This window comes from Sphingobium sp. SA2 (genome assembly GCF_032227065.1).
In the GTDB taxonomy this organism is placed as follows: domain Bacteria; phylum Pseudomonadota; class Alphaproteobacteria; order Sphingomonadales; family Sphingomonadaceae; genus Sphingobium.
Window position 1 is genome coordinate 2,236,506 of sequence record NZ_JAPMXX010000006.1, and the last position, 26,179, is coordinate 2,262,684.

26 protein-coding genes and 1 pseudogene are annotated in these 26,179 nt (G+C 60.9%); 10 read left to right on the forward strand and 17 right to left on the reverse strand.

The genetic code is table 11. The annotated features are described in order from the left end of the window. The first annotated feature begins 143 nt into the window (after positions 1–143). The gene (locus OVY48_RS18560) at positions 144–1,367 is read left to right on the forward strand and encodes an IS256 family transposase (protein ID WP_313923929.1); all 1,224 of its coding nucleotides are present in this window, start codon (positions 144–146) and stop codon (positions 1,365–1,367) included. A gap of 267 nt (positions 1,368–1,634) precedes the next feature. Here the strand turns inward: OVY48_RS18560 and OVY48_RS18565 are convergent, their stop codons facing one another. The 4 genes from OVY48_RS18565 to OVY48_RS18580 form a co-directional block, all read right to left on the reverse strand. Next, complete coding sequence (locus OVY48_RS18565) at positions 1,635–4,952, reverse strand: error-prone DNA polymerase (RefSeq protein ID WP_313923930.1); 3,318 nt, start codon at positions 4,950–4,952, stop codon at positions 1,635–1,637. After that, a complete protein-coding gene (locus OVY48_RS18570) occupies positions 4,949–6,502 on the reverse strand; it encodes a DNA polymerase Y family protein (RefSeq protein WP_313923931.1) in 1,554 nt (517 codons plus the stop codon). Before OVY48_RS18570 ends, OVY48_RS18565 begins: the two co-directional genes overlap by 4 nt. Next, positions 6,423–7,154: a damage-inducible mutagenesis protein gene (locus OVY48_RS18575; RefSeq protein WP_313923932.1), complete on the reverse strand. Its 732-nt coding sequence runs from the start codon at positions 7,152–7,154 to the stop codon at positions 6,423–6,425. The genes OVY48_RS18570 and OVY48_RS18575 overlap by 80 nt, the downstream gene beginning before the upstream one ends. Positions 7,155–7,853: 699 nt before the next feature. Then, positions 7,854–8,243, reverse strand: coding sequence for a DUF6771 family protein (locus OVY48_RS18580; protein ID WP_313923933.1), 390 nt, complete (start codon positions 8,241–8,243; stop codon positions 7,854–7,856). Between the two features lie 183 nt (positions 8,244–8,426). On the opposite strand from OVY48_RS18580, the gene OVY48_RS18585 reads away from it, so the two are divergent. Together OVY48_RS18585 and xth are read left to right on the forward strand one after the other, a co-directional pair. Continuing rightward, positions 8,427–8,723, forward strand: coding sequence for a GNAT family N-acetyltransferase (locus OVY48_RS18585; protein WP_313923934.1), 297 nt, complete (start codon positions 8,427–8,429; stop codon positions 8,721–8,723). Between the two features lie 76 nt (positions 8,724–8,799). Further along, positions 8,800–9,621 (forward strand): exodeoxyribonuclease III, encoded by an 822-nt coding sequence (gene xth, locus OVY48_RS18590; RefSeq protein ID WP_313923935.1) that lies wholly within the window; start codon positions 8,800–8,802, stop codon positions 9,619–9,621. On the opposite strand, the gene OVY48_RS18595 is transcribed toward xth, so the two are convergent. Then, positions 9,591–9,920 carry a hypothetical protein gene (locus OVY48_RS18595; RefSeq protein WP_313923936.1) on the reverse strand — a complete coding sequence of 110 codons (330 nt, stop codon included), beginning with the start codon at positions 9,918–9,920 and terminating at the stop codon, positions 9,591–9,593. The two genes, xth and OVY48_RS18595, sit on opposite strands and share 31 nt — an antisense overlap. Next, entirely contained in the window at positions 9,917–10,372 is a 456-nt protein-coding gene (gene trxC, locus OVY48_RS18600; RefSeq protein WP_313923937.1) for a thioredoxin TrxC, read from the reverse strand. Before trxC ends, OVY48_RS18595 begins: the two co-directional genes overlap by 4 nt. Before the next feature lie 195 nt (positions 10,373–10,567). On the opposite strand from trxC, the gene OVY48_RS18605 reads away from it, so the two are divergent. From OVY48_RS18605 to OVY48_RS18615, 3 genes are all read left to right on the forward strand, one after another. Further along, positions 10,568–10,846 carry a hypothetical protein gene (locus OVY48_RS18605; RefSeq protein ID WP_313923938.1) on the forward strand — a complete coding sequence of 93 codons (279 nt, stop codon included), beginning with the start codon at positions 10,568–10,570 and terminating at the stop codon, positions 10,844–10,846. Positions 10,847–11,119: 273 nt separating this feature from the next. After that, the gene (locus OVY48_RS18610; protein ID WP_313923939.1) at positions 11,120–11,770 is read left to right on the forward strand and encodes an SOS response-associated peptidase family protein; all 651 of its coding nucleotides are present in this window, start codon (positions 11,120–11,122) and stop codon (positions 11,768–11,770) included. After that, the gene (locus tag OVY48_RS18615) at positions 11,767–11,958 is read left to right on the forward strand and encodes a DUF6961 family protein (protein WP_313923940.1); all 192 of its coding nucleotides are present in this window, start codon (positions 11,767–11,769) and stop codon (positions 11,956–11,958) included. Before OVY48_RS18610 ends, OVY48_RS18615 begins: the two co-directional genes overlap by 4 nt. A 10-nt stretch (positions 11,959–11,968) precedes the next feature. On the opposite strand, the gene OVY48_RS18620 is transcribed toward OVY48_RS18615, so the two are convergent. Both OVY48_RS18620 and OVY48_RS18625 read right to left on the reverse strand, forming a co-directional pair. Further along, positions 11,969–12,475, reverse strand: a complete 507-nt coding sequence (locus OVY48_RS18620; protein WP_313923941.1) for an alpha-ketoglutarate-dependent dioxygenase AlkB — start codon at positions 12,473–12,475, stop codon at positions 11,969–11,971. Between the two features lie 271 nt (positions 12,476–12,746). Beyond that, positions 12,747–13,196, reverse strand: coding sequence for a DUF488 domain-containing protein (locus OVY48_RS18625; protein ID WP_313923942.1), 450 nt, complete (start codon positions 13,194–13,196; stop codon positions 12,747–12,749). A 277-nt stretch (positions 13,197–13,473) separates the two neighbouring features. Here OVY48_RS18625 and OVY48_RS18630 point away from each other — a divergent pair, with 277 nt between their 5' ends. Continuing rightward, positions 13,474–14,673, forward strand: coding sequence for an IS256 family transposase (locus OVY48_RS18630; protein ID WP_145206734.1), 1,200 nt, complete (start codon positions 13,474–13,476; stop codon positions 14,671–14,673). Positions 14,674–14,831: 158 nt separating this feature from the next. On the opposite strand, the gene OVY48_RS18635 is transcribed toward OVY48_RS18630, so the two are convergent. Next, the gene (locus OVY48_RS18635) at positions 14,832–15,038 is read right to left on the reverse strand and encodes a hypothetical protein (RefSeq protein WP_096063764.1); all 207 of its coding nucleotides are present in this window, start codon (positions 15,036–15,038) and stop codon (positions 14,832–14,834) included. Positions 15,039–15,237: 199 nt separating this feature from the next. Here OVY48_RS18635 and OVY48_RS18640 point away from each other — a divergent pair. The 3 genes and pseudogenes from OVY48_RS18640 (at position 15,238) to OVY48_RS18650 (ending at position 16,737) form a co-directional block, all read left to right on the forward strand. Further along, positions 15,238–15,485 (forward strand): annotated as a pseudogene (locus OVY48_RS18640) (HU family DNA-binding protein). Between the two features lie 191 nt (positions 15,486–15,676). After that, entirely contained in the window at positions 15,677–16,060 is a 384-nt protein-coding gene (locus OVY48_RS18645) for a hypothetical protein (RefSeq protein ID WP_313923943.1), read from the forward strand. A gap of 236 nt (positions 16,061–16,296) precedes the next feature. Then, entirely contained in the window at positions 16,297–16,737 is a 441-nt protein-coding gene (locus OVY48_RS18650) for a hypothetical protein (protein ID WP_313923944.1), read from the forward strand. On the opposite strand, the gene OVY48_RS18655 is transcribed toward OVY48_RS18650, so the two are convergent. From OVY48_RS18655 to OVY48_RS18690, 8 genes are all read right to left on the reverse strand, one after another. Further along, positions 16,721–20,377, reverse strand: a complete 3,657-nt coding sequence (locus OVY48_RS18655; RefSeq protein ID WP_313923945.1) for a conjugal transfer protein TraG N-terminal domain-containing protein — start codon at positions 20,375–20,377, stop codon at positions 16,721–16,723. The two genes, OVY48_RS18650 and OVY48_RS18655, sit on opposite strands and share 17 nt — an antisense overlap. A gap of 92 nt (positions 20,378–20,469) precedes the next feature. After that, complete coding sequence (locus OVY48_RS18660) at positions 20,470–21,939, reverse strand: conjugal transfer protein TraH (RefSeq protein ID WP_313923946.1); 1,470 nt, start codon at positions 21,937–21,939, stop codon at positions 20,470–20,472. A 2-nt stretch (positions 21,940–21,941) separates the two neighbouring features. Then, positions 21,942–22,526, reverse strand: a complete 585-nt coding sequence (locus OVY48_RS18665; RefSeq protein WP_313923947.1) for a hypothetical protein — start codon at positions 22,524–22,526, stop codon at positions 21,942–21,944. Positions 22,527–22,573: 47 nt separating this feature from the next. Next, positions 22,574–23,434 carry a conjugal transfer protein TraF gene (locus OVY48_RS18670; RefSeq protein ID WP_313923948.1) on the reverse strand — a complete coding sequence of 287 codons (861 nt, stop codon included), beginning with the start codon at positions 23,432–23,434 and terminating at the stop codon, positions 22,574–22,576. Further along, positions 23,434–24,033, reverse strand: a complete 600-nt coding sequence (locus OVY48_RS18675) for a S26 family signal peptidase (protein WP_313923949.1) — start codon at positions 24,031–24,033, stop codon at positions 23,434–23,436. The genes OVY48_RS18670 and OVY48_RS18675 overlap by 1 nt, the downstream gene beginning before the upstream one ends. Beyond that, positions 24,005–24,922 (reverse strand): type-F conjugative transfer system pilin assembly protein TrbC, encoded by a 918-nt coding sequence (locus OVY48_RS18680; protein WP_313923950.1) that lies wholly within the window; start codon positions 24,920–24,922, stop codon positions 24,005–24,007. Before OVY48_RS18680 ends, OVY48_RS18675 begins: the two co-directional genes overlap by 29 nt. Further along, a complete protein-coding gene (traN, locus tag OVY48_RS18685) occupies positions 24,888–25,997 on the reverse strand; it encodes a conjugal transfer protein TraN (RefSeq protein WP_313923951.1) in 1,110 nt (369 codons plus the stop codon). The genes OVY48_RS18680 and traN overlap by 35 nt, the downstream gene beginning before the upstream one ends. Further along, on the reverse strand, positions 25,994–26,134 hold the full coding sequence (locus tag OVY48_RS18690; RefSeq protein ID WP_313924897.1) for a hypothetical protein: 141 nt from the start codon (positions 26,132–26,134) through the stop codon (positions 25,994–25,996). The genes traN and OVY48_RS18690 overlap by 4 nt, the downstream gene beginning before the upstream one ends. Positions 26,135–26,179: the final 45 nt, after the last annotated feature.

A 26,179-nucleotide genomic window follows, 5' to 3' on the forward strand; every position in this document is an offset into this window, starting at 1 on the left:
GACTAGGCTATTATCATAGATCTCGGCCTCGTCGGAGATGACGATCGCCGCAGATAGATTTTCCAAGCTTTTGTAGTAGCGACGTCGGGACTGTCAGGATTTCCGTGTGTGGCCGGGCATAATGGGTAACAAGGAGTCCCACTATGTCACGACGCAAAGAACCCGTTATTCCCAATGCGCTTCTCGACCAGCTTTTGGCCGGAGGCGCTGCCAGTGCCGCATTTGAACAAGGTGGCTTGCTGGATTCGCTGAAGAAGGCGCTGACGGAGCGCGCGTTAAACGCGGAGATGGATCACCATCTTGCGACAGGCGAAGGTGCCGGCAACACGCGCAACGGCTATGGCCGGAAGACCGTAATGACCGAGACCGGCAAGCTGGAGATTGATGTCCCGCGCGACCGCCAGTCCAGCTTCGACCCGCAGCTGATAGCCAAGTATCAGCGCCGCTTTCCGGGCTTCGATGAGAAGATTGTGTCGATGTATGCGCGGGGCATGAGCACGCGGGAGATCACCGGGCACCTGCGCGATCTGTACGGTATCGACGTATCGTCGGATCTGATCAGCACGGTGACCGATGCTGTCCTCGACGAAGTTGCCACCTGGCAGCAAAGGCCGCTCGACCCGGTTTATCCGTTGGTTTTCTTCGACGCGATCCGGGTCAAGATCCGCGATGAAGGCATGGTCCGCAACAAGGCGATCCATATCGCGCTGGGCGTCCGTGCTGATGGCGCCAAGGAGGTTCTGGGTCTGTGGCTGGAGCAAAACGAAGGCGCCAAGTTCTGGCTGCGGGTGATGAACGAACTGCGGAACCGCGGCGTCGAAGATATCCTTCTCGCTGTCGTCGATGGCTTGAAGGGCTTCCCTGATGCGATCACCGCCGTGTTCCCGGAGGCAATTGTTCAAACGTGCATTGTCCATCTGCTGCGCAACTCCATGGACTTCGTATCCTGGAAAGACCGCAAAGGGCTGGCAACCGCGCTCAAGGAGATTTACCGCGCCACAGATGCTGACGCTGCCGAAAAGGCGCTGACGGCGTTCGAGGCCAGTCCCTGGGGCCAGCGCTATCCCGCGATCGGCCAGAGCTGGCGGCGTGCCTGGGGTGAGGTCATCCCGTTCTTCGCCTTCCCAGACGACGTGCGGCGGATCATTTACACGACGAACGCGATCGAGGCGCTGAACTCGAAGCTCAGGCGCGCGGTCCGGGCCAGGGGCCACTTCCCCAGCGACGATGCCGCTACAAAACTGCTCTATCTGATCTTGAACCGATCGGAAAAAGAGTGGAAAATGCCGCCGCGTGAGTGGACCATGGCCAAGACCCAGTTCGCCGTAATCTTCGGCGAGCGCTTCATCAGGGCCATGGCGGCGTAATGTTCAACCGCCCGGCCGCACACGGAAATCCTGACAGTCCCCGACTCAAATTGTCGCAAACATAGATGCGCGTTGCCGATGACACTGCGTGGCACCCAGGTCGTTTCATCGCTTGGGATGAAGAGGTGAAACTTTATCTCTTTCTGGCTCCGGTATCTCTCAAGGTAAAAGCTGCGCTCCTTATCGTAGTTGACGGTATGCGCCGTCGCGCAAAGTGTGGAAGGCAGATATGGGGTTTTGACAAAGCCCGCTTCAGTGACAAAGATCTCACCGAAAATCCCTTGGCTTCACCTTGATGCCTTCGGTCGGCCGCCCTGGAATGATGCCCGATCCCAGCCTCAGGTCAGGGATGTATATCTCGCGTGCCTTACGACCGAGCAATTTGCTGTCCGGGTCCCGAGGATCAGGTCCGCCCCCGTTGTTTGCGCCGTCACCGCGCGCCGGGCGGAAGACGTTGGCAAGATCGCTCCGTTCGCCCACGCTTGCCAGCAACCCCGACAGATTTTCTAGCCGTTGGGCAATGACGTGAATGACCTCGCCTTCTTTCTGAACCTGACCGCGCACGCCCAGCATGGATGCGCCAAGGACAGTCCCGCGATTGGCTTCGAATATTTTGGTCCAGACGACAAGATTTGCGATCCCGGTTTCATCCTCGATAGTGATGAACATGATGCCCTTGGCAGAGCCGGGGCGCTGCCGCACCATGATGATCCCTGCAAGATTGACCCAGCGACCATCGCGGATGTCAGAAAGCGCCGCGCACGGGACCATCTTCCTCGCTGCCAAATCCTCCCTGAGAAAGGTTACCGGATGGGCGCGGAGCGATAGCGCGAAGCTGCGATAGTCTTCCACTACCTCCTGGCCTTCCGCCATCGGCGAGAGCGCGACCTCGGGTTCGACCGCTTCAGCGCGGAGCTTCCCCTCGCGCTCGTCTGCTGCGGCAAAAAGGGGCAGGGGGCTGTCTCGCAACCCTTTCACATCCCACAGGCCAGTGCGACGGCTGTGCCGGAGCGACCCGAAGCCATCAGCATCGCCGATCCGATCGAGCGCACCAGCACCCACGCCGGCTCTGCGCTGGATTTCTTCCACTGAAGCATAGGGCTCTGCGCCACGGGCCGAGACGATCGCCGCGCCGTCCGGATTGGCAAGATCGCGGACCATGCGCAGCCCAAGGCGCACGGCCTTGTACCGCCGGTTCCCCTCTTCAAGCGTGCAGTCCCAGCGACTATGGTTCACATCGACCGGACGGACCTCAACGCCATGTTCGCGTGCGTCGCGGACGATTTGGGCTGGCGCATAGAAGCCCATGGGCTGAGCGTTCAGCAACGCCGCACAGAATACATCTGGATGATGGCATTTGAGCCAGGAGGAGGCATAGGCGATGAGCGCGAAGCTGGCCGCATGGCTTTCGGGGAATCCATAGGAGCCAAAGCCTTCGATCTGCTTGAAGGTCTGTTCGGCAAAAGCCTGCTCATAGCCGCGCTCGACCATGCCGCCGATGAGCTTGTTGCGAAAATGGCTGACCCCGCCGGTCAGCTTGAACGTCGCCATCGCCCGCCGCAAAAGATCCGCCTCGCTAGCGGTAAAACCGGCGCACTCAATTGCGACCCGCATCGCCTGCTCCTGAAAGAGCGGGACGCCGAGCGTCTTTTCGAGGACGCGGCGCAGCTCCGGCTTGGGATAGCTGACCTCTTCCTTGCCTTCGCGGCGCCTGAGATAAGGGTGGACCATGTCGCCCTGGATGGGGCCAGGCCGCACGATGGCGACCTCGACGACCAGGTCATAGAATGTCCTTGGCTTGATCCGCGGCAGCATCGCCATTTGCGCCCGGCTCTCGATCTGGAAGACGCCAAGCGTGTCAGCCTTGCGGATCATCGCATAGGTTGCAGGATCTTCTGCCGGTATCGTGGCGAGGTCGAGATGGATGCCCTTCTCCGCGCGCAGAATATCGAAGCCGCGTCGCATGCAGCTGAGCATCCCCAGCGCCAGCACATCGACCTTCATAAACCCCATGAGGTCGATATCATCCTTGTCCCATTCGATGATCTGGCGATCATCCATGCGGGCAGGTTCGATCGGCACCAACTCGTCGAGCCGATCGCGCGTCAGCACAAAGCCGCCAGGATGCTGCGAGGAATGGCGCGGCGTATCTATGAGCAGACGCGACAGGTCGAGCGTCAGCGCAAGACGGCGATCGGACATATCAAGATTGAGCTCGGCGACATGGCGGTCTTGCACACCCTCGCGGCTCCACCCCCAGACCTGCCCTGACAGTGCATCGGTGACGTCGGTCGAAAGCCCGAGCGCCTTGCCCACCTCGCGGATCGCGCCTTTGGTGCGGAAGCGGGAGATGACGGCAGTCAGCGCGCTATGGTTGCGGCCATAGGTCTCGTAGATCCACTGGATCACTTCCTCTCGCCGCTCATGCTCAAAATCGACATCGATATCGGGGGGCTCGCGTCGCTCAGCGCTCACGAACCGTTCGAACAGCAGTTCGGTGCGCACCGGATCGATCGAGGTGATGCCAAGGCAGTAGCAGACCGCCGAGTTCGCGGCCGATCCCCGGCCCTGGCACAAAATGTCTTTCGAGCGCGCAAAATTGACGATCGCGTGGACCGTCAGAAAATAGGGTGCGTAATCGAGCTGGGCGATGAGACGCAGCTCATGCTCCAGCTGGGCTCTTGTCTTGTCGTCAATGCCGTCTGGATAGCGGGCAGGGGCTTTTGCCCAGGTAAGGCGCTCCAGTTCCTGCTGCGGTGTACGCCCGCTTTTACCGATTTCATCAGGATATTGATAACGCAACTCCTCAAGGGAGAAGCGGCATTGCTCGGCGATAGCGACACTTCGCCGAACTGGCTCTGTGTCCCCAAGATAGCGCTCGAACAGCCGGTCCAGCTCGTCGGCGTCCTTGAGGTGCCGGTCTGCGATCTGCTCGCGTCGCTCGCCCAGATCGTCGATCGTGCATTTCTCGCGGATACAGGTCAGGACATCCTGCAGCATTCGGCGCTCGGGGGTGTGGTAGAGGACATTGCCAGTGGCGACGGTCGCGACGTGCGCCTGCTGTGCCATCTGTGTCAGGCGCCGCAACCGTAACGCGTCGCCGGGCTGCCGCTGCAGGGTCAGCGCGAGATAGCTGCGTTCCTGAAAGATGGATGAGAGGCTGACGAGGTTCGCTTGCGTTTTTGCGTCGTCGCTATCGGGGATAAGGATGGCGATCAGTCCCTCGCTCCATGTCGCGACATCATCCCAATGGAGTGCGCAGCCCCCTTTGCCGGCGCGTGATTTGCCGAGCGTCAGCAGACGACAAAGGCGACCATAGGCAGCGCGGTCTGTGGGATAGACAAGCAGACCAGTGCCACAGTAAAGATCCAGCCTGCAGCCGTTGATGACGCGCACGCCCGTCGAACGGCCAGCGTCCCAGGCGCGCACCAATCCCGCCAGACTGTTGCGGTCCACGATGCCGATCGCCGGCAGGCCCAGCATGGCGGCGGCGGTCAGGAGTTCCTCAGGCGAGGATGCACCCCGCAGGAAGCTGAAATGGCTCGTCACCTGCAACTCGACATAGCGCTGATCGGCAAGGCTCATGCGAAGGCGCCATGGATGAACCAGGCCATCGGCCCGGTCGACGACCATTGGCCGTCGCCCAAGCGAAACAGCCAGTAGCGCCCGCCGCCCTCGACCTCGACCTGGAAATAGTCGCGCACGAGATAGGGGGTATCGGCTTCCAGCCCCTTGTCGCGCCACCATTCGCCCTGGAGGCGTTCGGGGCCATCGGCCTGGACGACTTTGCGCCGCTTGCCCCGCCAGACGAACTGGGCAGGCGGATGGTCGGGCATCATCGCGATCACCTGGATTGGCTCGGGCGGTTCTATCATGCGGCCCGGGCGCGGCAGGACAGCGTTCCAGCGCCGATCCGCGCCCTCGCGCTGCGCCATTGTGCGCTTGACCGTTCGTTCGGGCATGGCGGACGAGCAGGGCGTCGTGCCGTACAGCCGGTCTCGGCCGAAACGGTTCGCCAGCGCGTCGATAAGGGCACCAAGGTCCGGGCCGCGACGCGCATCGCCTGCAAGATCAGCCTGTGCGCTGCGGAGCGGTTCAACGATCGGCGCGATCAGGATCATGGTCTCGATTCCAAGGCCTGGATTAATCCGCTCGATCCTGGGAACCAGGAGCTTTGTCAGATGGCGAGCATCCCTTGTAGGAGACGCCATCCCGATCCTGACAGACTGATATCGGCCATCGACCCGTTCGCAATGGAGGTCGAGGCGCCGCGCGCCGGTGCCGTCCCGCATCAACGCAGCGCAAATGTCGTCGGTGAGATCGGTGATGACCTTCGCGATGGCGTCGGCCGTACCGATGGGTTCAAGCAGCCCGCGGCGCGCCTGCGGCAGTGATGGCGGGAAGATCGGCGCCATCGCCTCTGGCGCATGGCCAAGCGCCTGGTCGAGGCGGCGGTAGAGTTCATGTCCGTAGCGGCGCGCAATGGGACCGCGCGGCTCGGCAATGAGTTGCTCGATCCGGGTGAAGCCCATCTTGTGCAGATCGCTTGCCACTTTTGCCGGGATGCGCAAGGCGGCAAGGGGTAGGAGGCCGACCGCCTTCTTCTGGTCTCCAGGAAGAATGATAACCGGGCGACCGGCAGGGACATGGCGAGCGACCGCATGCGCGCAGCCTGCCGTGTCAGCAACAGCGATCTGTGCTGTAAGGCCCGAGCCGTTCACCCGGCGGAACAGGTCCTTGACCAGCGCTTCCTCGCCGCCGAACAGTTCGCCGCATCCGCTGATGTCGAGCCATAGGCCATCGGGGTAATTGACCGCGACGAAGGGGGCGTAGCGCTGCCCTGCCCACAACGCGAGCCGCTCAAGCCCTTGCGCGTCGGCCACTTCGTCTGCATCGAGCACGTCAAGATCGGGCACCATGGTCCTTGCCTTGGTGACGCTCATGCCGGGCATGATGCCAAGGCTGCGGCCAAGCACGTCCACCGCCGCGATCAGCTTGCGACCGTGCGATTCTATGGCCGTGACAAGCGGCGGCCGGGATGGCGCTGCGTTCGCCTCAGACGGCGATACGCCACGCTTCCTGCTGATCCGGTCTGTCGACCAGTATGGCAGGTAGAGCGAGACGACCCTGCGCATCGCAGGCCTCCACTATCCAGCTTTTAGGTTCTGCGCCGCGGACGCGCTCGAGCGCGACCGACCAGCGCGGGCGGGCAAGGGCAGGAATGCCCAGATCTGTGCTCGGTGATGCCGTAACACGCCATCGGGTCTGCGCTGCAGAGCCCTCGACCAGTGCGTCCGCTTTGGCGGCGCGACGCAGGATGAACGCAGTCACCCCGGACCCTTCGGCAGCAAGCTGAAGCCGTTTCGACGCGGTCGTAGAGAGCTTTGAGACCTCGCCCACAACGCCGGCGATGCCAGCCACGCGCAGGCAATCTTCCATCGCAATGAGCGCGCCCTTGTCATCGCCAGGCTCGACGATGGTCAGGCGGTCAGGATGAAGGCCTGCAAGGTCGAGGGCAGGGGTGAACAAATCGCGCCAGCGCAGACACCAGAAAACCGGGCCTTCCATGCGCGCCAATATGCCTGCGATGAATATCGTTGCGGCTGCGTCGTCGCAAATGTCGGGAGAGCCCAGAACCTCATGCAGTGCGCCGGTTGCAAGACCATTTCCGGGCAGATGATCGTCGATGTCGTCAAGGCCGAAAGGATGGACGCCATGACGGTGCCCATCGCCCGTCACATGGGCGATCGACGAACGCAAATCCTCGAGGATGGCATTGCGGGGCATTCCTTGGTCTCATCGGTCTAATAGAGTGTTCTCTTTCTGTTCTCCATGACTCCCCCGACTGTCAAGTTAGTCGAGCGCCTGTGTCGGGGTGAACGAGGTCCTGCTTGGGGCATCCGACGGATCCAACGTCATGGATTCCCTGGATCGTTTCGCGACGCGATCGTGAGTTTACAAAATATTGAGCGCGAGAGAGCATCGAGGGGCGATGCCCGGATCGATATCGCCAAATCATTCGGTCGCTGTTCGCCGTGTCCGCATTCCGAATCGGGGACGATCAAAGAGATGCAGATGTCTGTTTCCCAGCACTTGAAACAGGAGAGATCAGGCTGGTGACGAGTTCATCCGGCGTTCAAAAGCTAGGAACCAGGCGGGTTCACCCGGCAGTTTCGAAAATCGATATCGTTATCGAGTACCAAAGCGACCATCTCGCCATCTATGATCAGGGCAGCGCCTGTTGCTTCAAACCGTCGCCCAAGCGATGAGTCTCTTGGCCTGAGCGCGACCGTCCGTCTCCCGATCGTTACGAGCGCGCCATCCGGGCTGATCTTGGCAAGGAAGGTTCGACCGCCGTCGCAATATATGGTCAGCGCGTCGCTGTTCGATGCGCAGGCTGCGGTCGGAACAGCGGCGACAAGCAGGGCAGGGAGGAGAAGGCGTCCCATCGAAACAGATGCTCCATGGGAGGGTCCCACGCGAAGCTTAACCTTCCGGCTCCTGCGGCGTTCCGTGCGACAGCGCATCGACGATCATGACGGCGAGTGTTTCTTCGGCCCGTCCACGGGCGTTGAGGTCCTTTGACGACAGGTCGTGGCGAAGCCATTGCGGCGCGCGCGCGATGACACGCATGATGAGCTCGGAAGTCTCTTGGTCCATTTGGACCCTATGGGTGGTCGCGTGCAGACAAGCAATCATCAAGGTGACACCCAAAAGGCGATCGTGATGAAAGCAGGGGACGCATAAAAAAAGCCCCGCCAGAGCAAGGCTCGCGGCGGGACCGAAGTTCAGGGAGGTGCCGCTCCAAAGGGGGGAAGAAGCGACAGAACATGAAATAGCATGTTGCGATGAATGACGGGTGAAGCTGCTGTTCATGAGCGCTGCAGCTCGGCTTTTCCAGCAAGGCTTGTGGCTGCCACGGCATCGGAACGCAAAGGCCAGGCCGCATTCGTCAGCAGACAGCTCTAGCGGAACCTCACCATTGTCCAGCTGTTCGATCTATCGACCGGCTCTGCGAAAATCGCCGATGCATAGACCTGAAAGAAAGAGGAACCGAGCATGGCTGAGACGCAGGACGTCCGCGATAATGAAGGCGAGAGCCGCTATGAACTCAAGGTCGATGGTGGCACGGCTATTGCGGCCTATGAACGGCGCGATGGCGCATTGGTCTTCACGCATACGCAGGTTCCTGAGGCGCTTGAAGGGCAAGGCATTGCCAGCAAGCTGATCGCCGGCGCGTTGGCGGACGTGCGGGAGAAGGGATTGAAGGTCGTGCCGCTATGCGAATTCGTTGCCGGCTATTTTGATCGCCATCCAGAGGAGCAGGATTTGTTGGCGCTCGACGCGCCAGGCTGATCGCAGGGATGTGTGGATCATCCATGACTTATAACCATTCCCATGCCTCTCCCGCGCCAGCTGGGTCAACGCAACGATGAAGATCGCGACCTATAATGTGAACGGGATTAACGGGCGCCTGCCTGTCCTGCTAAGATGGCTGGGCGAAGCCGAGCCCGACATCGTCTGTCTGCAGGAACTGAAGGCGCCACAGGATAAATTTCCTGAAACAGCGATCCGCGACGCAGGCTATGACGCGATATGGCATGGGCAAAGCCAATGGAACGGCGTTGCGATCCTGAGCCGGGTCGGTGAAATTCACGAGACGCGTCGCGGGCTGCCGGGCGATCCGGACGATACGCAAAGCCGCTACATCGAAGCGGCGGTTGCCGGGGTTCTGGTGGCTGGTCTTTATCTGCCCAACGGCAATCCACGCCCTGGACCCAAGTTCGACTTCAAATTGCGCTGGTTCGAGCGGCTTCATGATCACCTTGCCTCGCTCGTCGATCTCGATGTGCCGGTTGTGGTCGCCGGGGACTTCAACGTCATGCCAACCGATCTGGATGTTTATGCGCCCGAGCGGTGGCGGGACGATGCGCTCTTCGCGCCGGAGGTGAGGGAAGCCTATCGCCATGTGCTGGAGCAGGGATGGAGCGATGCTCTGCGCGAAATGCGCCCCGATGAGACCATCTACACCTTCTGGAAATATTGGCGTGGGTCGTTCGAGCGCAACGCAGGCCTTCGGATCGACCATATTCTGCTCAACGCAAAGGCACGGAGCAGGCTTGAATGGGCGCAGGTCGATACAGCGCCGCGCGGATGGGAAAAGACGAGCGACCATGCTCCGGTTTGGATCGAGCTCAACGACAAGCCGCTGCGCAAATCGCGTCAGTCAAGAGCGGCAAACCAGTCAGCATAGGGCGTATTGCGCGCCATATGGCGATTATAGTCAGGTGCGCCATCAGTCCACCAGACTGGGCCACGCTCGCCAAGTCTGCGTTTGGCAATGTCCACCGCCGCATGCGCTTCACGCTCGGCCGATACATCGCCATTTATACGGGCGTCGCGCACGGCTCTACGCGCCTGCATCAGATCCGATACCAGCGAAGCTCGGACGTCTTCGTCCAACGCGGGATTGGCCAGCCGCCATAGGCGGCCGCGCACAACAAAATACCGACCATCGGGTGTTGCTGGGTGGATGGGGGACTGCTGGCTCACGCCGGCCTTGCCGCCTCGCGCGCCCATGCGACGATGGCCTGTTGCGGCATAGCGCCAGATTGCCGCGCAATTTCGCGGCCACCCCGAAAAAGGATCATCGTGGGAATGGACCGGATGGCATAGCGATCCGCAATTGCCTGATGCGCCTCGGTATCAAGCTTGCCCAGCCGCATATAGGGTTCAAGTTGTCCGGCCGCGGCGCTGAAGGCGGGGGCCATCTGACGACAGGGACCACACCAGCTCGCCCAGAAATCGACGAGCAGGGGAATATCGGACCGCGCGGCATGCGCGTCGAAATTATCTGCGGTCAGTGTGACCGGCTCCCCAGAGAATAGGGGGCGCTTGCATCGGCCGCAGGTTCCGCCCTTGGTCAGCCTTTCGCGGGGCAACCGGTTCGCCGTTGCGCAAGCCGGACATAGGACAATCAGGGCATCATTGGGCGCCGTAGCCATTCTGGTCTCCATCATGCATCGTCTTGGATGGCATAGATGCCATAGATGGGATGGGGCATCCCGGATGTAAGGCCCCTCGAAGACAAGCACGTCCTGGGAGGACGATGAAGCCCATAGACTGCCAAAAAGCGATACCGTCCTGGCTGGACGTTGGCTTGCGCATTCGAAAGTCGGGGACGTCGATTGTTGCGGTGGATGGGGTGGCGCTTCCCACGCCTGACCCGCGAGATGCGCGACCATGGCTATCATCTTCAGCGACAGGGGCTGGTCGCCGATCTCACCAATCCCATGTGGGAGCATATGGTCGTGGACCCACGCTATCGCGGCCTCATTGTCCTTACCGACTTCGCCAATCCTGACGGCATGCCCGGCCACAAGACGAGAACCTGGTTCTCGGTCAAACATGCGCCAGTCATAGCCTGGGCCGGCTTTTGCCGGAACTGCCCGACTACGGACCGATCTATGCCGGTATGACCATGGCCGCCAACGCCGCGGTCATGCCGACCAACGACAGGATGCCGGTCCTTCTCGATTCCCATGACTAAGACGCCTGGCTGCACGGCGACATCAGGGACGTCACCGGATTCCAGCATCGCGCGCCCTTTGCTGCTGAGCGCATGGTCGTCGAGCAGACAGGAGATCTCTGGCGCAGCGGAAAATTGCCGGTGAAGGCGCAGCCGCAGCTTGCCTTGCTCTGAACGCTGCGCAACACTTGTAGTAGGGCGGCGCGACAAGGCAGGTGCAACAATGTGCAACCTCTATACTGAGCGACTAAGCGCAGCCGAGGTGGCGGCGCATTTCGGCGTCGAGCCGCCTGATATCGCTGCCATGAACGTGCCGGACGAAGTCTATCCCGGCTATCCTGGCATGGTGGTGCGCGAGGCAGAAGGAAAGCGGATCCTTCAATCCATGGTCTGGGGGTTTCCGGTGGTCCTGCGCGGCATGAAGCCAGGATCCAAGCCCAAGCCTGTCAATAACATCGCCGACCTGCGCAAACCCATGTGGGTCGGCCTCGCGCGAAAGCCCCAATGGCGCTGCCTCATCCCACTCACTGCCTTTGCAGAAGCCGAAGGCGAGAAGGGGAGCAAGACCCGCACCTGGTTCAATCTGAAGGATCGCCCCGTCTTCGCCTGGGCCGGGCTTTGGCGGGAAAGTCAGGAATGGGGCGCGGTCTATTCGGGCGTCATGACCGACTGTAATGAAGCGATCCGTCCGGTGCATAATCGCATGCCTGTGCTTTTGCATGAGGATGAATATGACCAATGGCTTGGAGGATCGTTTGAAGACGCAGTAGCCTTCCAGGATCGCTGCTTCCCCGACGATCTTATCGAGATGACGCGCACGAGCGATCCCTGGAACAAGCCACGGGCAGCAGCATCTGCGCCGTCGCTGCTGTGAGGGCCGATCTTGAACGTTGGGCTGAGGCGCTGGCGGTCGAGCGGGAACATGGCGCGAATGCAGGCGATTTCATTGCAGAAAGGGTAGGAACGCTAGCGCTGGCGGGCGATCAGGCCGGTGTTGCGCATTGGCTCGGCATTGCGACGCGCCTGGACCAGCTTCTCGATGCGGGCGCCATGCAGCATTGAAGGTGGGCAGCTATCTGATCATGTTCCGGCCCTCCAGTTTCTCAGCGAGCGTACGGAAGGTGATCGACCAGCGGGTCTCTTCCATTTCGGCTATGCTATGTTCCCATTGGTACCGCGCTTCGCCATGGAGGTGATAGATCGAACGCGGTGCCAGCGGGACGGTGATGCGATCGAACCCGCTCGCTTTGCGCCGCCGAAAACGCAAAGGGGCCGACACGCCCAGTGAAATGCCGACGACATGGTCGAAGACCGGGCGATCGCGGTGCCAGCCAATGCCTGCGCCGGGATCATATCGGATCAAAAGTGCCTGGGCGAGGCTGGCGGCCTCGAGGCCAGCAAAAGCGGCGGCTTTGTCGCGTATAGGCAGCAGCCAATCAGGCATGGGATCCGTCGGCCCGAAGCGGGCATCGTCGAAATCATAGCGCCAGCCAAAGGAACTGGTTAGGCGTTTGCCAAGCCAGCCCTGAAAGCGGAATGGCTCGAGCGCGGTAGCATTGATCCCGGCTATCAGGGTCAATTCCTCCTCTCGCGAGAGGAGGTCTTCACGATAGGAAAGGCCCGGGATTGCCGGGGTCGCAAACAGATCGGGAAACACGCTAACCATCCACACCTAGATGGGAGACTTCGGGCTCAAGGCAACCCGACGAAAAGATGCGTCCCGTGATGGGCATCAATGCGATCTGCTAGACCGAAATGTGCGGGCGTGTATCGCGCAGTTGACAGCGTCATCACTCTGAGCCGTGGCGGTCGTTCTTTGGACAATCGTCCAGACACAATCGACTTCGCGTTTAAACGGATGGCGTACTTGCGGGAAAAAGATCAATCCGTTCGGCATCAGGCATTATGGCGTCGATCAGAAGAGAGCGGTGGCAGCCGCCCGGCTCGCGCTCAAAACAAAGGAGGGCGGTAGGCTTATCTTGCGCCATTTCGATCAATTGGGCACCCTGGACGATAGCTTCGGGCAGGTCGAGCTGCCCGGCGTAGATCGCAGCGAGGCGGGCATGATTGCCTTTGCGCGCTGCCTCGCGACCCTCGGGCGGCGTGCCCAGCGCCTTGAGACCGACATAGTCGATCCCTGCCTCCTTGAGACCTGCGGCAAGGATATTCTTGGAGAAGCCGGGCCTGCGCGAGAGCGGAACGGCACGCACGTCTGCCAGCAGGGTCACGCCGGCCGCTTTCAACGCCGTGATGAGTTCGGCCTGGGTCGCGCCTTCATATCCGATGGTGAATATTTGCATGGCATCGCAGATAGGGTCACCACCGGCGAATTGCACGATCCGGCACGGCCGATTTAGGTAATTAGGGAATTAGGGGGCGGTACAGCCCTTCTTGGGAACCGCGCGTTGTCCAATCATGGGTCGTGTCCCAGGAGGTGGTGTAGGTTTTGAGGGTAGCGAAGCTGACCGGACGCGCGCTCATCGATAAAGCGCTGTAGCGGCCGGTCAGTTTCGCGGGTGGTCACCGGCGAACTTCGGATAAGTTTGGGTTGCGAAGCTCAACTTACGGAGACCTCCGATGACCAATGACAAGATGGACCTGCACGCTCTGGTTGGGAAGACAGCCGACGGCGATTTTCTACGCGACATGATCGGCTTTGCCGCGCAGCGGCTGATGGAACTGGAAGTGGGCGGTGCGACCGGCGCTGCCTATGGTGAAAAAGATCCTGAGCGCCTCGCGCAGCGCAACGGCTATCGGGATCGGGACTGGGAGACGCGAGCAGGGACGGTCGAGCTGCGGATCCCCAAGCTGCGCAAGGGAACATATTTTCCAGGGTTTCTGGAGCCCCGCCGTATGGCAGAGAAGGCACTGACGGCCGTCATCCAGGAAGCTTATATCCAGGGGATCTCGACCCGCTCTGTGGACGATCTGGTCAAAGCCATGGGCATGAGTGGGATCTCAAAGAGCCAGGTCAGCCGACTGTGCGTGGAGATCGACGAGCGGGTGAAGGCCTTTCTCGATCGTCCGATCGAAGGCGACTGGCCCTATCTCTGGATGGACGCGACCTACATCAAAGTGCGGCGAGCCGGTCGCATCGTCTCTGTCGCGGTCATCATTGCCGTTGGCGTTAACAGCGATGGCCGGCGCGAAGTGCTCGGCATGGCGATCGGTCATTCCGAAGCGGAGGTCTTCTGGACCGAGTTTCTACGCAGCCTTGCTCGTCGCGGTCTGCGCGGCGTGAAGCTGGTGATCTCAGATTCCCATGAAGGCATAAAAGCCTCCGTCGCCAAAGTGTTCAGCGCCACCTGGCAGCGATGCCGGGTTCATTTTATGCGCAATGCGCTGGCCCATGCCGGCAAGAGTGGACGCCGGGTCGTGTCGGCATTCATCGCCACCGCTTTCGCCCAGGAAACTCCAGAGGCCGCAAAGGCCCAATGGCGTAGCGTCGCCGATCAATTGCGCCCTACCGTGCCAAAACTCGCTACTCTGATGGACAGCGCCGAGGAGGATGTGCTGGCCTACATGACCTTCCCAGCCCAACACCGCACGAAGTTGCACAGCAACAATCCGATCGAGCGGCTCAATGGCGAGATCAAGCGGCGCACCGATGTTGTCGGTATCTTCCCCAACGAAGAGGCGATTACCCGTCTCGTCGGCGCTATCCTTCTGGAACAGAACGACGAATGGGCCGTCCAACGCTGCCGCTACATGACACTTGAGAGCGTCTCAGGTTTAAGCGATAATCCCATCATCACGTTGCCTGCCATGGCAGCATGATCAATCCGGCTTAGCCGGAGGTCGCTGTGGCTATCCCAGCGAACCTACACCACGCTGTGGGACACGATCCAATCATGGCGATAGAATATCTAAACTGATGCGGCGGTTGCGCTTGGCCGTCCCTGCTGTCGAAAGGCTGTGGATCATCTGCGCTCATCCTAGCCGCCGTTTTTAGGCGTCACCCAAACTTCGACCGGCGCTACAAACTTGCCAGGTGCGGGCTTACCCACATGGACGCGATCGGCGGTCACCAGTTCGCCGCTCTCCAGGTTGAAGCTGGCCCAGGGTTTGGGCATGCGCCCGAAGGTCATTTTCTGGATGGGCTGGCCGGTAGCCGAATTCATGATGGTTGCAACGATAGTCATGGCGGCGCGATAGCTGCCGTAGACAGCGTCTGTCCAGAGCCATGATAATTGGTCATCGTGGCTGTGACGATGCCGCCGCTTGCGCAAGATTGCAGGCATTGGCTGGAGGGGCGGCGCTCATTTCCAGAAAGGTGGCTGGCGCGGCCAACCCGGTGGTGGTCTAGGCATGCCATGAAATAATGGCGATCTCGCCGATGCGATTGCGAGCGAACTGGGTTTTAGAAGGCCGACGCCCGCAAAGCTGTCGACACGCTGTTTTTGACCATTGCCGATGCCGCCGCCAAGGGCGATGAAATTTCCCTAAACGGCTTTGGCAAGTTCATGATGACGGGAAGTACCGCGCGCGAAGGCCGCAATCACTCAACTGGCCCCACAATCCAGATCGCTGCGTCGAAAAGGCTGGGGTTCGCGTCGGCAAAAGCGCTGAAGCACCAGCTGAATGGCTGACTTTCACATGCGCCGCCAGTTCGGGGCGTAGAATTGGAAAGCCAGACGGTGGGGCTGAAAGAGCCCACGCTGCTGGTGCATGTATTTGAGTATAAGAGGGTGGCGACCGTTTCGGGAGGCCCTCCCGACGCGATGATGGAACGCCCGCACTTTGCGACCGCAAAGCCTGGGTTAGCAATTGGAGGACATCGATGTCTGACGAGATGACCGACGAAGAGAAGATCTTCTTCACCCTCGCACTTGTAGAACAATGCTTTCGCAACACGCAGCTGGAGGATATCCATGCCGGCGCGGTGGTTCGCAGCGAAACGGGTGACTATAGCGACGTCAAGGTGGTGACACCTTATGGTGACATCCCCTGGACCCGGCTGTCGCGCATTTCCCAAGAGGAGATGAAAGCCTTGATGATCGAGGTGACGAACAAGGTCTTTACGTTTTTGACCCACGCCGATGATTTGATGGTAGTCGGCGCTGCTCAGCGTTGGAACAAGCCGGAGCTTGATCCCGGGATGGTACGATATGCACGGCGCCGGGCGGCCGCGCGATCAAGCAAACCTCTCGAAAACCTGGACTAGAATCTCGCGGACGGAGTTGGAGAAGCGAAGGAGCTTGATAGTGGGGACGGCGGCAGTGGCGCAAAGATGCGCTGTCCGTCCGGATTTATTTTCAGCTGTGTGTTTGTTCGCTGTGGAAAATCCTCATCTTTCCCCGCCATGTACTTTGAAAGTGGAGGGAGAGAGGGTAGATTTGGCCGGGAAATCGCGTTGGAAGGCCTAGACCGTCGGGCTAATTGACTTTCGGAGAAGCCGTCATGATGAACGATCTCAAGGAAGGCGCTGCCTCAGCCTCTCCCGGATTTGGGCGGAGCCGAATTCGCGATTGGGCCTGGTCGCCGCGCTATGCTAAAATATGGTGGGCGCTAGCCGTGACCTTCTGGGCTGCAAAGTTGGCATCTCGCAGTGTGGTAGGGCTCGATTGGCTGAACGAGCCAGGCGTCGCTGGCTATCTTACGGTAGCGTTCTTTCCGCCGCTGATGCTTGTTGTTCTCGGGTTCGGGCGGATAAAAACAAGGCTTGGCGACTTCCCGGTTGAAGAAGCGGCCAATTATGCCGACGGTGTTTTCCTTGAGCGGAGAAGAGGGCCATCCGGGCTTCCCCGAGAAATAGATCCGCTTGATTCTCACTCGGGATTGCTTTGGATTGGTAACCCACTCAATCCCCTGAATGCTGTTCGCATTAATCGCGAGCTTTAAATGCTTTATTACCGTCAGTTGGCCCGCTTTCTGGATCACTCGATAATCGCCCATTCAATAGTAAGGAGGATTGCTCGAGCGAAGTCACCGGAGCATTTATGTCGAACGTACCTCGACCGCCATCGGCTTCGCGCAGATACCGGTTACGTAGGCCGTCTTTCCCGAGGATTTGTTCTGATAATTCCGTTGAGAAAGCTTGGTGCGGTGAGTGAGAGAGAGTGGCAGAACGCTCCGCGTTGGCTATCGCTTGGCGGACGTCGAAATTGACAATATTGAGGTCGGAGATTGCGGTCTCGCTCGTGTTGCCGCTTTCCGTGCTTGAGATCCCAAGCGAACCACCTGCTCGCCCAACCGCCCGTCCCATCCGGATCTTTTTATTGTCGCCACCGCTTTCATGTGACCCGGCGACTTGCCCTTCTGCGCTTATGCTGAAGCTATTTTGATCTTGAGCACTCCGGGCTATCGATCGCTGCCATCCGGTCTGCGCCATGATTGCTTGAACATCACGCTGTAGCGTGTCGGCGACCTGGGGTTTGAGACGCCAATGGCCCTTTCGGTCCATCTCGAACCCGCCGCGCAGCCAGTTCGCCATTGAGGCTTGGCCCTCGGCACCGCCGCCCATGAAATGCTCGATTGTGTCTGGCCCAGCCTGCTTTCCAGCTTCAAAGCGTGTGCTCGTGTCATTGCGCGCAGACTTCTCAAAGCCTGTGCTGCTCGAGACCAACAGGTCGTTGTGCGCGAGGCTGAAGCGCGCATGGCCGCCATTGGCCACGGCGCCGAGCTGACTTTCGTTGAGAAGACCTGCCTTCCACATCTGAGCCGCCGTCTGTGGGGTCAGATTGAGTCCAAAGTCGCCATTCTGGTCCATCGCGATCTGCCGCTTTGTAAGGTCGATGCCGTTAGCGCGCAGCAGTCCCTGCATCCGGGAAAGACGCTCCTTCTCAACGATCGAGGTCATCCGCGCATTGCCCGCGCGATCAGCGACGCCCTTTGCTCCACCCTCAGCCATTTCGACCTGGTTCCCCGACGTGTCGGCGAGCGTCCGGATGAAACTATCGAGGCGGGCTGCCTCGCGCGTCGAGACCCCCGCAGCTGCGGCGCCTTGCGCAAAGCCGAAATTCTCCGACTGCCGTCGTTGCTCGCCGATTCGCGCAGCGCTGCGCGTTCCGTCAAGACCGACCTCGCGCTGGGCGTCGAGCTTCCCAGCCCGTTCGGCAAAATCATAGCCAGCACTCTCGCGCGCCCTGCCATAGACGCTTATTCCTTCCCTGGCCGCTTCAGAGGTTGCGCCGTCGGCCGTACCCAGCTGGGTTGCGGCCGAATAGGTGGCCAAAGCCCTTTCGACCTGCGCTTCATTCCTCCCGGTGGCCCGGGCGAGCTGCGTGATGGACGACGAGCGCGCCTCTCCTGAAAGAGTATTGATGAAGGCGATCCGGCGACTGGTTTCCTGCAGCGGCAGGCCGAGCATGGCAGAGGCATCGCGCTGCCCCTGGTTCGAACCGGTGCGGTGCGCCTGTTCGGCAGAGACGTTGACCCGCTCGATCCCGGCGACGCTATCGCCGGCGAAGTCGCGGCGGCCTTCCATCGCGCCCACTTGGACCTGAGCACCGGTGAGGTCGTTTCTGAGCATTTGTTCCTGATCCCAGGCATTTGCGATGAGTTTGGCAAAGGTTGGATCGGCCGACGCCTCCCCAATAACGCTCGCCGCCTTGAGGTCAGCATCCCTGGCATTGTAGCCCCCGCGCTCGAAATGGCGCGTCGCCGCCTGTTTCATCATCGCATAGGCATTCTGGTCGCCGAAAGCCTTCCACTGCACCATGGTCTGGGCGAATGCCGCAAGGGCCTGCTCGCCTTGCTGGCCCTCGCCGAAATAGCGGGTCCCCAGCGATCTGAGAGCATCTTTCTCTGCAAACTGGTGAATGGCCGCAGTGGCCGCATTCGCCCGGACGGCCTGAGCTGTGGCAGGACTTGTCAGGTCGCCTTTTGCAAGGGCCGGCGCAAGGCCGCCCAGTTCGCGCTGCGCATCGATGCCGCCAAGGGCAAGGGCGGTCTTTCCCGGCGCCCCGCGAGTGCCTTCGCCAATGATCGAGCCTGCCTCTCCAAATGAACGGGAGGAGGAGAAGGAGGTACGCTCGCCAAAATCGGTAAAACTGGAAGAGGCCGCCCTGCGATGACCTGTCCCGATCGCCGCGCCTTGTGCCTCAAGGGCGGACGCATAGCCCTCGCTGGTGGCCATCGGCGCGCCTGCGCCAGCGGCGCTGGCCTGGATACTGGCCGAACCGCCGGTCAGGGAGCTGAAAATATTCCCGGAGAAGCGAAAGACGGTGAACACGAATGCGCCGGCAAGACCCGCTGCCGCCGTCCGGAAGGTCCCAAAGATCGCCAGTGCCTTCATGGCCGACGAAGGGGCAAGCATCCAGGCATTGGCGGCCACATGATTGGCGCGCATCTCGGCGAGCACGTCCATCGCCCGGCCGAGCGTCAACTGGTAGATGCCCGCGTCGATCACGCCCCACAGTGCGACGAAAATGAACAGACCAAAGGCATAGGAGAGCACGCGTAGGTTGATCGGCGTCAACAGGAAGAGCAGGGCCACCGGCACCATGAAGAGCATGATCGCAAATATGGTGGAGCGGATCGTGGGCATCCATTCATTGACGGCTGACATGGTCGAAAGCCCATTTGATATGACCGCGCGATTGGCCATCACTCTTGCCGCGGTCGCGGGCGAATCTTCGAAAAGGACATCGCCTACCGCGTTGCCAAGCATGATGTCGGTCATGAAGGCCTGAAGGGAAAGTGGTGTGCCCATCATCATCTGGCCCATTTCCCCCAGCTGGCTTTTGCAGCGGGCAAGTTGGTTGGCATCTGCGACATTGAACCCGGTCCGCGTGCAGGTCTGGCGCGCATAGGCTTCGAAAAGCGCAGGATCAGCAAGCCGCCCAGAGATATGCGCCCATGCATCCGCGCAGCTTACCGTCTCGCCCGCTTTGTTTTCGGAACTATAGACCGTCGAGAAGGTGGCGGGGCCAGCCATGGCTGCAAAGGCGGCGGGAAGATCGGTTGATGTCCGAAACAGCATGTCGTCGTCGACGCCATAAGCGGGTGACACTCTTGCCACCGGATAACATTGGCGCACATAATCCTTGAGGGTAGCGTCAAGGAAGGTGTCGGTCATGGGGCCGCGAGGCGAGGCGGCGTTGAAGAACAGGTCGAAGGCATGGCCGCCCGCGCCGAATTCAAGCTTGGCGCCTGGATCGAGGCTGTTGTCGTCTATGGTCTCGGCAAGGGCGCGCTCGATGAGATTGGTCGTGCCCGCTACCAGAATGAGAAGATTAGGCACATCTCCTACGGCTTGATAGGCGTTGCGGACCCGGTCATAGACATGGACCGTGCCGGTGGTCGCTACGAAGCCGACGAAGAGGCCGACGCCCATCAGCATCTGAAAGCCGAAGGCGATGAGCCCCATGCCCTGGCCCCTGATGCTGGCGAGGACCGCGCCCAAAGCCACGCCCGCGACCGCCATGATCAGCACGAGCGTCTCGTAACGCGGGTCGGCGAAAATCATCGAGACGAGCCGGAAAGCATCGACCGTTTCCTCAAAACCGTCATAGCTGTGATAGCTTGCTTCCAGCGCCATTGCGGTGTCCGGGACCGCCACTGCAGCTGCTACGCAGAAAAGGTGGCGGATCGAAAAAGGTCCAGGGGACATCCTCATCGAAGCTCTTCCTCCTAGCGATTGGCCGAAGCCGCAACACCTGCGGCATTGCGTGCATCGAGGTCGCGCTGGCGAAGGAGGCCCGCATAATTGGCCGAGAGGTTGGCCTGGTTCAGCGCCGCCATGTAGGATTGTCGCATCTGCGCGCGCTGGCGCAGCACTTCTTCACGCAGATCCCGCAACTGTTCGAGGCCCTTGGTGAGGATACGCGTCTGACAGATATTGGCGCTCGCGCCATCGGCGGCACCCGCGGCGCTTGTGCCGCGCTCGGCGTTGGTCAGGGCGAAATCGATGGTACGGGTGAGATCGTTGAGCATCTGATAGGCGAGCGTGAGCGCGACCAGTTCGTCGGTGTCGCCGATCACGGAGTCGACCACGCCCTGCCGTACGCCCCATTCCAGCATGCGATAGACAGGAAGCGTTCGAACATTGGCGACGAACTGCCGCTCCTCGATGGAAAGGGCAGATTTCGCGCGGATCTTACCAGCAATCGCGACCAAGCGCTCACGCGCCAGTACGAGTGCGCCTTTTTCTCCGTCGCGCGAGCAATCCTGTGCGGTCGCCGGTATGTTGAGCGCTCGTTTCTGGACCTTGCCGGTCAGAAAGTCGTCAGGTCCTTCGCTATCCTGCGCCGGGCAGGCCGGTATCGCGGAGAATAGCGGAACCTTGTCGGCTTCATTCCACCGCATGTAGACGTCGCCGACTCGTGCGCGCATCACGCCCGCCCAATTGCCCGCGCCCACGCGCTGGGCGGCATGGGCGAGCAGCGAGCCGGTCCTGAAGATGTCGGTAACCTCGGTCGGGCAGTTGGCGAGCGCGTCCTTGAGATCCTCGGTCGGACTGTTGCCGTTGGACTGAATTTTCTCGCGGCTTTGCTGGTAGCTTTTGGCAAATCCCTCTTTCACCGATTTGTAGCCGGTCATCTCCTCGATGATGCCCGACATATTATCGTCTCCTCGAGCAATCTGGACCATGCGGTTGGCCAGGCGACAGTCGTTGACCTGGATCGAATTGAGGAAATTGGTGGCCGCCTCCATCTTCGAGATGATGTTCCCCATCTTCTCGTCGAGCGTCTCGAGTAGATATTGGAATGCCACGGCCGGGGCCGCCTGGAGGATGCTCTCGAGCTTCTGGACCAGATAGTCGGGATCAAGGAAGGACATGCCCCCAAGGAACATGTCGATACCACCGCAACCAGCTTTCACCTTGGGAAGCGTGAGCGACATCAGATAGTCGTTATGAACATCGACCCGGCCCGACATTCCGCCCGCCGTGACATAACCGCGCGTCTGGTCCTCGAAGCTCCCGGGGCTGGTGTAGGTGACATTGTCGAACCAGCTTTCCGCCCAGCTCTGGGCATTCGCTGGATTGCCATAGAGAGCAAGACCGCCCGCGCAGCAAAAGGTCAGAAGATGACGAAGGGACAAGGCAGGCATGGCGGGTTCCTTGTGCTTGAAAGAGGAGAAGAGGCTGAGATCCGCCATCGTCAGTCCTTCCTGATCGAATTTAAGCGGATAGCCGTGGGCGCCACGATGCCGGTAAACTTCGCCATGGCGCGCAAGCCAATGCCTGGGCGCACGCCGCTGAGCATCTTGGTTGCGAGATAGATATTGCGCGCCAGATTGACCTCATGGTCAGTGCCGATCGCGACCGGGATCGTCCTGTTTGGATCTGCAGTTGGCCGTACCCAGAGGACCGGATGTCCGATCCAGGGAAGGCCGAGGCGGCCGGATCGCTCAAGCGCCTGGCGCGCGTCGATCGTGCGTATCGTCCAGCCGTAGCGCGTGCGCAGTCGGTGAAGGCTCTTCCACATATCCCCGCAGGGCAAGCAGCCGGGCGCTGTACTCATTTCGACCGTGATGAGCGGCGCATGCCCGCGCAGCGTTTCGGCAAAATCAGGCGGGAAGGTCCAGGTAAGCGGAACGCGGGCAAGCCAAGCGCGCATCTGGGAGGCTGAGCCGACCGGATGGACAGCGGCGCGTTCAGCCTCCCTGACCGCAGCGCTTTGCGCACCTTCGCTTATGCCGCTCACCAAGCTCATCGCCACAGTAGCCAGAATAAGAGGCTTCATCACCCTTGTCGCGCCTGCAGCGGCGATGGGATTGTGAATTCCAGGGCTCATGGCAGTGGCGCCTTGCCCGGCAGCTCGACCGCAACCGACGCTGGAGAAACAGGGCCGTTGGCAAGCGCGTCGAAGAAGCCATCCTCCTCGCCAGCGCCGGTCAGAAACTGTTCTGGGCGGATATCGCCACGCAGCAGGCGGATGGCCTGATAGGCTGTCTGGGCAAGATTGGGGAAGCTTTCCACGCCAGTAGCAATCACCATCCGCTGCGCGCTGCCTCGACGGATGACCATGGTTGTCGGCGTTGCCTCGATACCGAAGCGCTCGCCCATGCCGGGATGGCCGTCGAGGTCCTGTCGCGTCACCTGCCAGCCATATTCGTCCTGGAAGCGTTGGAGGATCGGCCACTGGACACGGCAATAGCCGCAGCTTTCCCGCGAGAACATGACGAGCGCGAACTGCTGCGCGTGTGCGCGCAGATAATTGCGGCGCACAGATTCCTTTTGCGCACCCAATATGGCGCGCGCATCGCCTACCATCGGATTGGCGGACTTGGCGTTGAGTTCGGGATGCGCGAGCATGGCCAGTTGGGTGACGCCGGCGAAAGCACGGGCTTTGCGGCGCGCAAAATCCTGCAGCCGCCAGAAGTCCGATACGGCCTCGATGCTGAGCACGGTCGCGGCATAATCGCGCTGCGCCTCAATGAGCTTGGCGATGCGTGGCGGCGTCCAGCGCGCAAGCTCCTTCATGGGTGGAATGAGGGGCTTATCGAGGACGGGCTCGTCTGCCTCGGACCTGGTCTTGGGAGGTGCCTGATACCACCAATAGCCCCAGGCCTGGTCAACGGATGTCTGGGCGTGACCGGATATGGGCGCGAGCGCGCACACTATCGAGACGGCGAGGCGAAGGCGGGCCATCACAGCACCCGCTCCATACGTGTGAGACGCTCGATCGCGATCAGACCATAATAGCGGCTGTCGAATCCGTCGTCATGATCAGACCCAAGATAGACCTGTCCCGGCGGGATAGGGAGATCGCCCCACCGATAGGGCGCGAGGGCTTGTCCGTTGCGCCCGAATGCCCGTGATACGCCAACCAGCCTGCCATCGCACAAATAGGCAGAACGGGCATTGCGATGTCTGGCGTCGAACGGAAGCGCGATCTGGTGCAGCTTCTCTCCGCCCACGCACATGACCCGCTTCGTCACGCGCACCGGCACCGGGCCTGCAAGCGGATGAACGAGGTCGAACGAGACAAGGTCGCCCTTTGCGATCAAGCCCGGCGCGGGTCGCACAACCCACGCGTTGACCGATGGGCTCATCACCAGAACATAGTGATGAAGGGCGAACCAGACCATCCAGGCGAGCGGAAGGATGACGGCATTGGCGATCCACAGACGGCGAGGGATTGGCGGTCGATCGGCAACCGCCCCGCCAAGGGCGATTGCCGCCTCGCGCGGAAGCGCTGCGAGACGGATCGACCCAGCCTTACCGAGATGAAAGGCGAGCTTGAGCATCGCGAACCTCCCTTCCTCCGCCAATCCGGCCATATTCTTCAAGAAGCCCCGACAGCGCCGCGTCGCCAAGGACAAGATGGGCGGCGGGCGCGGGCAGATCATCCTCGCGCTCGCAATAGGGTCTGGTCGGGTCGCCTGCGATCATGGCGAGAGCGGGCACGCGCGCAATGCCTTGCTGTCGGAAGAGGAGCGGGTCGACGATGAACTGGACATCGCGCATCGCACAGGCCGGACCTTCGCAGCCTGGATCGCGCCGCAAAATCCGCGCGGATAGCCTCGCCATAGGTTCGATCCGGGCAAGGCCACCTGGCACGCCGCGAAAGGCAAGCACGCCGCGGGCGCGCTCAAGCTGTCCGGCATAGGTCCGCAACGTTTCAATCGGCATGGATGAGGATACGAACAGAACGGGCACCCATGTGTCGGATGTCATGTGCGTGCCTGCTCTGCTGTCTTGCGCAGCGCTCGTTGCTGGCGAACGAACGGGCGGCGCAAGGCCAATCGCCTGATGGAGGCGCGCGGACATGGCCTCGCGCTGCGCTTCGAGCTGCATGGCGGCCCTGTCCCTTGCCGAACGGGCGCGGCTCTCGATATCGGGCGACGCGCTGCGTGCTCTGAGGCGCTCAAATGCTCGGGAGCGTTCGTCATGCGGGATGTCGGGGATGGAAGCAGGCCCTTTCCTGGAGGCGGGCCTTCGCGCATCCATGGCAGCCTTCAGCCGATCCGATGCATTGGGCTCGTTGGTCAAAGTCCGATGCGCGCCCGTTTCCTGCGGTCCGGGGTGACTGATTTCCTGCGCACAGACAGGCGCGGCTGGCGCGACCAGGATAAGGCAAGCCGACAGACGCTTGAGGGCGTCAGGGATTGATGACGCGCATATAGGCATCGACATTTTCCTTCATGTCGTTCTGGATGAGTTCGGCCGGGCGGGCCTCGATTTCGCTATAATATTCGGAGAGATCCATGCGGCTGAAGTCGAGCGCCTGAAACTCCTGTGGCGTGAAACCCCGGCAATTTGGCGACTTGACCTCGCCCCAACCGCTGGCGAACGCTTTCAACTGCGGGCGTCCCTGCTCCTGGATGATGCGCCCGAGCTTGGAATTGAAGCAGCATTGGCTTCTGGCCTTCTGGACGCATATCCCCAGGATCTTCGAAGAACAGTAGGTGTCGACCTCATGGCACATGCCAGAACCGCGCAGCATGCCTGCTTCCATATCCTGTTGGTCGCAGCCCTGCAGCAGCACCTCCATCATGAAGTTGATGGCAAGGCTGATCGCAATCGATGTGGGATCAATGCCGACGATCAGCGCGTTGGCGCCCGCACTTGCGGCCTGTCCCGCCGTCGCCCCAGCGCGAAATGCCGTGTAGGCCGCCTTGACGCCCGTAAAGACGCCCTTGGCGACGGCGATCTTGGTACCGATAGAACTGATGGACGAGCCCATGCCGTCCTTGACTATTTTGCCCTTGTCCTTGCAGCAGTTCTGGAAGGTGACGCTAAGACCTGGCGGACGGCATCTGAGATTGCGGCCACCGAATATCTCGATCGTGCCGAGACAATTGCCATCGGCATCGACCGTGCCATCGGCCAGCGTGCCTGGATCGTCGACGGGAACATCTGTTTCCACAGGATTAATGCTCGTATCGATGCATGCATGAGGCGAACAGCTGGGCGGTGACTCGCCGTCTAGCGACAGGCACGCGAACTGGCTTCCCAAGGGGCAGCTGTATCGATCGTCGGTCCCAAGCAGGCAGGCGGTCCGGCCGATGGGACAGGCATGCCCGCCGCCGGCAACAGTGGCACAACTGGCGACCTCGTCTTCATCCGCGGCATCGTCATTGCCGTTGCGATCTACGGCGCAGAGCCAGCTCTTAATTTGCTGTGTTTGCGCGAACGACGCCTGCGTATGACCGCAGGTAGCAAGCAGCAGTAGCCCCGCGCCGGCGAAGAATGTTGCAAGCCGCTTCATCGGCGGCTGGCCGTGCAGACAAGGTCGGCGCCAGCGAGGCGGACCGTCTGCATCATGGCGACGGCTTCGGGGAAATCGTCGAGGCAGCCGCAGGCCGACACCAGTTCCTCGCCGTCACCTGCCGGACAAAGTGTCAACGGCGGTCGGATTTTAGGCCAGCATGGCGGAGTAAAAGCAGGCCA

What these genes read in the sequence shown, in the direction of transcription:
- OVY48_RS18635 (WP_096063764.1), bottom strand. Translation starts at nt 15,038, where the DNA reads ATGACTATCGTTGCAACCATCATGAATTCGGCTACCGGCCAGCCCATC.
- OVY48_RS18575 (WP_313923932.1), bottom strand. Translation starts at nt 7,154, where the DNA reads ATGCCCCGCAATGCCATCCTCGAGGATTTGCGTTCGTCGATCGCCCAT.
- OVY48_RS18580 (WP_313923933.1), bottom strand. Translation starts at nt 8,243, where the DNA reads ATGAACAGCAGCTTCACCCGTCATTCATCGCAACATGCTATTTCATGT.
- xth (WP_313923935.1), top strand. Translation starts at nt 8,800, where the DNA reads ATGAAGATCGCGACCTATAATGTGAACGGGATTAACGGGCGCCTGCCT.
- OVY48_RS18650 (WP_313923944.1), top strand. Translation starts at nt 16,297, where the DNA reads ATGATGAACGATCTCAAGGAAGGCGCTGCCTCAGCCTCTCCCGGATTT.
- OVY48_RS18560 (WP_313923929.1), top strand. Translation starts at nt 144, where the DNA reads ATGTCACGACGCAAAGAACCCGTTATTCCCAATGCGCTTCTCGACCAG.
- OVY48_RS18565 (WP_313923930.1), bottom strand. Translation starts at nt 4,952, where the DNA reads ATGAGCCTTGCCGATCAGCGCTATGTCGAGTTGCAGGTGACGAGCCAT.
- trxC (WP_313923937.1), bottom strand. Translation starts at nt 10,372, where the DNA reads ATGGCTACGGCGCCCAATGATGCCCTGATTGTCCTATGTCCGGCTTGC.
- OVY48_RS18680 (WP_313923950.1), bottom strand. Translation starts at nt 24,922, where the DNA reads ATGTCGATGCCTATATGCGCGTCATCAATCCCTGACGCCCTCAAGCGT.
- OVY48_RS18660 (WP_313923946.1), bottom strand. Translation starts at nt 21,939, where the DNA reads ATGGCGGATCTCAGCCTCTTCTCCTCTTTCAAGCACAAGGAACCCGCC.
- OVY48_RS18675 (WP_313923949.1), bottom strand. Translation starts at nt 24,033, where the DNA reads ATGCTCAAGCTCGCCTTTCATCTCGGTAAGGCTGGGTCGATCCGTCTC.
- OVY48_RS18625 (WP_313923942.1), bottom strand. Translation starts at nt 13,196, where the DNA reads ATGCAAATATTCACCATCGGATATGAAGGCGCGACCCAGGCCGAACTC.
- OVY48_RS18610 (WP_313923939.1), top strand. Translation starts at nt 11,120, where the DNA reads ATGTGCAACCTCTATACTGAGCGACTAAGCGCAGCCGAGGTGGCGGCG.
- OVY48_RS18645 (WP_313923943.1), top strand. Translation starts at nt 15,677, where the DNA reads ATGTCTGACGAGATGACCGACGAAGAGAAGATCTTCTTCACCCTCGCA.
- OVY48_RS18585 (WP_313923934.1), top strand. Translation starts at nt 8,427, where the DNA reads ATGGCTGAGACGCAGGACGTCCGCGATAATGAAGGCGAGAGCCGCTAT.
- OVY48_RS18670 (WP_313923948.1), bottom strand. Translation starts at nt 23,434, where the DNA reads ATGGCCCGCCTTCGCCTCGCCGTCTCGATAGTGTGCGCGCTCGCGCCC.
- OVY48_RS18655 (WP_313923945.1), bottom strand. Translation starts at nt 20,377, where the DNA reads ATGGCGCTGGAAGCAAGCTATCACAGCTATGACGGTTTTGAGGAAACG.
- traN (WP_313923951.1), bottom strand. Translation starts at nt 25,997, where the DNA reads ATGAAGCGGCTTGCAACATTCTTCGCCGGCGCGGGGCTACTGCTGCTT.
- OVY48_RS18570 (WP_313923931.1), bottom strand. Translation starts at nt 6,502, where the DNA reads ATGCGCAGGGTCGTCTCGCTCTACCTGCCATACTGGTCGACAGACCGG.
- OVY48_RS18605 (WP_313923938.1), top strand. Translation starts at nt 10,568, where the DNA reads ATGGGGTGGCGCTTCCCACGCCTGACCCGCGAGATGCGCGACCATGGC.
- OVY48_RS18665 (WP_313923947.1), bottom strand. Translation starts at nt 22,526, where the DNA reads ATGAAGCCTCTTATTCTGGCTACTGTGGCGATGAGCTTGGTGAGCGGC.
- OVY48_RS18630 (WP_145206734.1), top strand. Translation starts at nt 13,474, where the DNA reads ATGACCAATGACAAGATGGACCTGCACGCTCTGGTTGGGAAGACAGCC.